Genomic DNA, 639 nt, shown 5'->3' on the forward strand with positions numbered 1-639 from the left:
TCATGAAGGAATTGGAGTGCCTCTTCATTGCCTTTAAGCGTTTCACCCTCGCTTACACCACGCCCCATAATCTGTGCTCGTAAGCTAAACGTAACACAATCTCCGCCTTCTTTCCTAAGTTCATTTTTGACTTGAATGATACTATTAGAGCCTTCTCCCATTAACGGTTCAATATCAAGCGCTTTAGACGCTTCATAATTTAATTTCTTTGACCAAGCTTTCACCGCTTGAGCATCATTAATAGGTATACGTGTTGTTGCCATTTATTTTGCCTTTCTTTGCTATAAAAAAACCGGCTTAAAGCCGGCAAAAAAACCCGCATCAAAGGCGGATTACGTTATGCGCCTAGACTATAATCAGCCATCGCGCCCCATTAACTTATCAAAAATGATTTGATTTTTAGGATTGCTATACCATTCTCCAAATTCTTTATCAGACATATTGCCAATAGCTTCTAAAGTCATTGGTCCAGTACTCCCCCCTCCACCAGATGCCGTTAAAGTCCTCGCAGAATTCTGACGGCTTTGAAGTGCTGCAACTTGATTATTCGCTTGCACTGCTTGATTTTGATAGCCAAGATTTTGCGCTATCCTATAAATCTCTTCTGCCGGATTGAGATCTCTTTGTGCACAAGTCGCT

General features: G+C 41.3%; 1 protein-coding gene and 1 pseudogene. Both read right to left on the reverse strand.

What is annotated here, in order from left to right; translation table 11 throughout:
- The coding region (locus ACFINC_RS11145; protein ID WP_375617241.1) for a DUF4043 family protein at nt 1–263 on the reverse strand (263 nt) is incomplete at its 3' end.
- Nucleotides 264–356: 93 nt separating this feature from the next.
- Nucleotides 357–639 (reverse strand): annotated as a pseudogene (locus ACFINC_RS11150) (hypothetical protein); the annotation flags it as partial.

It is taken from the genome of Bartonella sp. AP58NXGY, from assembly GCF_042195785.1.
Lineage (GTDB): Bacteria > Pseudomonadota > Alphaproteobacteria > Rhizobiales > Rhizobiaceae > Bartonella.